Raw genomic sequence first — 4,527 nt, forward strand, 5'->3', positions numbered from 1 at the left:
GGATTTATACGAAAGATTTGGATTGCATCATCTACCTCATCAACAATGCTTAGAATTTGGCTTGCATCAAGTGGTCCCGACCGACCAATGTTTTGATCATCATTATAGACAACTAATAAAATTTGATCAGAATTTATAAGAATTGGATTTTCCATAATTGCTCCTCCCTAACGCCTCTTGGCAATTGTTTGTGTCAATATAATTTAATCTACACCAGATCGGCTTTTGCTTCTTCGTGATATGTTGTTATAGAGGAGTATACCGTAAAGGATTATTATAGTCAAGTCATTTTATGCTAAAATGGTTTTTTATAAATGAACTTTAATATTTATTACGAATCGGTTTGGGTATTGTGGCGTTCAGTGTAGAGGCATGATACTTCCTAGTATCCCGTAAAAAAATAAATCAGTTAGCTGTATTTGAAATTTATATGCAGGAAAAATTGGGGCAGTGTGCAAACAGAGCCAATCGATGGGTAGATAACGCCGTAGTTTTTTTATAAAAACTGCGGACGAACAAAAAAACCCCGCTTCAGCGGGGCATACATAGGTTGTTAGAATATCTTATAAATATTTTTTTGCTGTTTCTCTTATTCTGTCTGCAAAATCATAAATATTATCTAGCGTTTCAATACCGACTTTTTCATCAATATCAGTATCGAAAAGGGCTAGTTGCTTACGTTTTCTGTTAAAGTGCAGTCGAACCAACGGCTTTCTGTTATTATTGTCAATTAAAATGGCGCAGTACGACTTTGCATCTCTGATAACAATACGGTCGGCAGAAATAACTTCACGCGCAATTGCCTTGACAATCATGAAGCCTTCAACTTCCTCTTCGGTCGTTATTATGGCATGTTCATTACCAATAGATGTAGCAATATTATCTTGCTTGTCGGTTTCAGTTGTTGTTTGTAAAGCGCTAGAAAGCCGACTTTTTACCGCATCAGATATTACTTCGCGAAACGCATTTTTAGTAACACCTGTGAGCATTTCTAAGACATTAGCAGTCAGGCGCCCTTCATAAACATCCGCACAAGCAACACGAACAAAACCTTCGGACGGATTTTCTATTTCTTTTTGGATGTTTTGTTTTATTCCAGATACATATTTGAGCTGCTCGGCTGTCACCAATATATTTTCAATATTAAATGCTGAGCGTTCAAACTTTTTAAGCTCTGTAAGTACCACAGTATTGTATTCTATTACATCAAAAGTAAGGAATGGCCTATTATCGAGCTTGTTTGCAGCATCAAGATCTGTGTAAAAATGAAAAAATCGACCATTTGTCAAAATCGCGAATTTAGCATTCGTTACACTAAAGTATCGATATAATTGACTTAAATGCTTTGAACTCAATTCGCAAGATATCGGTTTGCACTCAAAAAGAATACGTATCTCACCGTCTATACGGATAGCATAGTCAACTTTTTCACCTTTTTTACCAACGGCATCAGCAGTAAACTCGGGAATGACTTCAAGTGGATCGAAAATATCATACCCAAGTGCGCGCAGAAAGGGTAAAACGACCGCTGTTTTGACCGCTTCTTCAGTTAACATAGTATCTGAATGATTTTTGACTTTATCAGCTATTATTTTTAAGCTCTCGTCTACTGTCCCCATTCCCGCTTCTCCTTTGTTTTCAGGGTTTTCTTAAAATCCAAAGAACTTTCCCAACTACACGAATCTCCTCTCCATCAGTTGCCCCATTTATTTTGATAGGTTCTTGATGATTGGGTTCAGTACTTTCAGGCCATAGTTCAAATCCACTAATAGTTTGACGTATACGTTTAGCTGTACGCTCAATCATTTGACCATTGAATCGGCTGCGTTCAACTATCACGAGATCGTTAGGTTCCACATTAATGCCGGCTTTTATTATGTCTACGCAAATAAGTTGATCACCATCACGAGCAATTTTGTTAAGGCAGTTGCCCTCGATTTTTAAAGCAAATTGAAAGTGAGCTGGGTATTTCGAGGTGCTGGGTACATATTCTATGTCATCAAATCCAAAATCCATATCTTCGACCGACATCCACGAGCTAGCAGCAACTTTTCCTATCACCGGTATCATTCCAATAGCATTAGATATGGGATGTATTTCCTCGTTTTCTGGGAAAAGAAGATTAAATGGCTTTACACCAAGATGTGGTGCTAACTTTTCCGCCCACTCTTTGGTTAATTTTCGCTCACCTTTTTCAAGCCGTTTTATTTGAGGTTGCGTGGTACCAGCTTTTTCAGCCAATTTCACCTGTGTGAGTCCCAAATCTTTCCTCAATTTTTTAATTATATGCATGCTCTAAACCTTACACCAAGACTGCTTATTTAACAAAGTCCATAAAGGTATTTTTTATTGACTAAAGCAGTCCTTTATGGTATTTATTTGAATTATGGAAAAATTGAAATCATATCTCACACGAAATAAACTATCTCAAGCCGAATTTGGGAAGCAAGTTGGCGTAGCACAGAGTACGATTAACAGGTATTTACGCGGCTTGCGGTTTCCTGAGCCTGAAATTGTTTTAAAGATTGAAAAGACAACCAATGGTATTGTTCGTCCCGTTGACTGGTATGTCGATTTATACCCACGCCCCTCTCTTGAAGAGGTAGGCGTGCCACTGACTACAGCTGATAACAAACACCCACAGCATAATTCACACTCTTAAAAAGAAAGATCAGAGATGATAGATGTCCCACAGATCTCCATAAGCAAAGTCCAGTTGATTGATCTTGTTAATAAGATTGGACAGAAAGACATATATTATGGTGTCCGTTCGCCTCAAGATGCATGTCTTGAAACAAGCATGAAGCCCCCATCAACAGGTTTTATTGTTTGTATGCTACATAGTATCTTTGCGCGTGATGATAGAAATTATTTTCCGTTATTGCCGTACGATGATTTTAATCAATGGTTTTCATCTGTGTTTACGCAAGCTTTTACTGCTTGGTTTGATAATCATTTTTCTCAAGAGTTATCATCTTTTTATCGCTTAAGTAAGCTAATCTTGTTTATGTGCTTAGTCGAAAGTAAGCTTGACTTCTTAAGGGATAAACTCATCGAAAAAAGAAAAGAAGAAATCGAATTAATAGATGATGCATGCAGTATATGTCTGAATCTGAGTTAATCCAATTTTTTAAAACTTATAACTACGCGCTCTGTCATAACGCACATATAAATACGTAAATACGTAGAGCCTTAAGGGGGGATTATGATCACTAACGCACAAACCATTTTATGTCTTGATCTAGGGACTAAGACAGGCTGGGCGATATGCGGTGCGGATGGTCATATAACAAGCGATACAGAAGATTTTCAATCACGCCGTTTTGAAGGCGGTGGTATGCGTTATTTACGCTTTAAACGGTGGCTTACTGAACTAAAGAGATCTGTTGATGAAATTGACGCGGTGTATTTTGAAGAGGTGCGCCGGCATGTGGGTACAGACGCTTCTCATATTTACGGAGGCTTTCTAGCAACCTTAACAGCGTGGTGTGAACATCATCAGATACCATATGAAGGCATTCCTGTTGGCACAATTAAGAAGGCAACAACAGGAAAAGGCAACGCCTCAAAAGAAGAAATGATTAAGGCGGTATGTGCAAAAGGGCATACGCCTAAAGACGACAACGAAGCAGATGCTTTAGCAATTTTATATTTAATGAAAGAAGGGGAAACCACTAATGTCAAATAAAAACCAATGGATAAAAATTAATGTAGAAAAATGGCTTCTTGATCTCGCTGATTTACCTCCTACTGAAGGCAATATTTACATGAGGTTGCGATTAAAAATGTTACACACTGGGAAGCCTCTTACAAACAATTTACGAGCCTTGTCCTCATTAGCTCGCTGTTCAATTGACGAGCTTGATGATGCGCTAGATCTCTTAGCTGAAACTGGACACATCTTTCTTTTTGACGACAACCACATCTGGAGTCCAGATGTTGAAGAAGAGCTGAAGAACAACAATCAACAATCAGAAATCGCATCGCATAAGCACAGGGAGGACAAAGAGAATGTCCAGTAAAATACCATGGACGAGACTGTTTGCCGATAAATGGGCGGTGGTCGTCGATTATTTACCTCCTGTAGAAGGTAATATCTATATGAGATTGCGATTTCGCATGCTTCGTACTGGTGAACCTCTTTTTTGTAACATTAAAGTTTTGTCTCATTACACTGGTTATTCAGTAAAGAAATTTGAGACAGCTTTGAATGTTTTGCTAGAAGAAGGATATATTATTCGTTTAGCAGATGGTCGTTTATGGAATCTCGATGTTGAAGAAGAATTAAAAAATTGCAATGAGAATTTAAATAAACTTTCAGAAAAAGCTATAAAAGCTGCGAATACTAAGAGAAAAAAACATAAAGATGACTCATCAAAAGACCATGATGATGTCATGATGGTGTCATCACGAGGTCATGATGACATCATGATGAAACACATTAACATAGACAATAACATATATAATAAAAAAACTAAAACTATCGTTTTAGCAAAAAAAGAAATTGGTTCTGAAAGTTTAGAAACA

General features: G+C 37.5%; 6 protein-coding genes and 1 pseudogene. 5 read left to right on the top strand and 2 right to left on the bottom strand.

Annotation, left to right across the window (positions count from 1 at the left end; all coding sequences use genetic code 11):
• Positions 1-563 precede the first annotated feature (563 nt).
• A complete protein-coding gene (locus tag ACFIKO_RS08705) occupies positions 564-1,619 on the bottom strand; it encodes a type I restriction endonuclease (protein WP_126603683.1) in 1,056 nt (351 codons plus the stop codon).
• A gap of 19 nt (positions 1,620-1,638) precedes the next feature.
• Positions 1,639-2,292, bottom strand: coding sequence for a LexA family transcriptional regulator (locus ACFIKO_RS08710; protein WP_004856665.1), 654 nt, complete (start codon positions 2,290-2,292; stop codon positions 1,639-1,641).
• Between the two features lie 94 nt (positions 2,293-2,386).
• On the opposite strand from ACFIKO_RS08710, the gene ACFIKO_RS08715 reads away from it, so the two are divergent.
• The 5 genes and pseudogenes from ACFIKO_RS08715 to ACFIKO_RS08735 form a co-directional block, all read left to right on the top strand.
• Entirely contained in the window at positions 2,387-2,662 is a 276-nt protein-coding gene (locus ACFIKO_RS08715) for a helix-turn-helix transcriptional regulator (protein WP_345117428.1), read from the top strand.
• Positions 2,663-2,716: 54 nt separating this feature from the next.
• Positions 2,717-3,121, top strand: coding sequence for a hypothetical protein (locus ACFIKO_RS08720; RefSeq protein WP_375673803.1), 405 nt, complete (start codon positions 2,717-2,719; stop codon positions 3,119-3,121).
• An 84-nt stretch (positions 3,122-3,205) separates the two neighbouring features.
• Positions 3,206-3,688 carry a crossover junction endodeoxyribonuclease RuvC gene (locus ACFIKO_RS08725; RefSeq protein WP_375673805.1) on the top strand — a complete coding sequence of 161 codons (483 nt, stop codon included), beginning with the start codon at positions 3,206-3,208 and terminating at the stop codon, positions 3,686-3,688.
• Complete coding sequence (locus ACFIKO_RS08730; protein ID WP_375620587.1) at positions 3,678-4,022, top strand: DUF1376 domain-containing protein; 345 nt, start codon at positions 3,678-3,680, stop codon at positions 4,020-4,022. Before ACFIKO_RS08725 ends, ACFIKO_RS08730 begins: the two co-directional genes overlap by 11 nt.
• Positions 4,012-4,527: pseudogene (locus ACFIKO_RS08735) on the top strand (hypothetical protein); the annotation flags it as partial. The gene ACFIKO_RS08730 and the pseudogene ACFIKO_RS08735, both read left to right, overlap by 11 nt.

Source organism: Bartonella sp. TS82HLJMH (assembly GCF_042193495.1).
Taxonomy (GTDB): Bacteria; Pseudomonadota; Alphaproteobacteria; order Rhizobiales; family Rhizobiaceae; genus Bartonella; species Bartonella grahamii.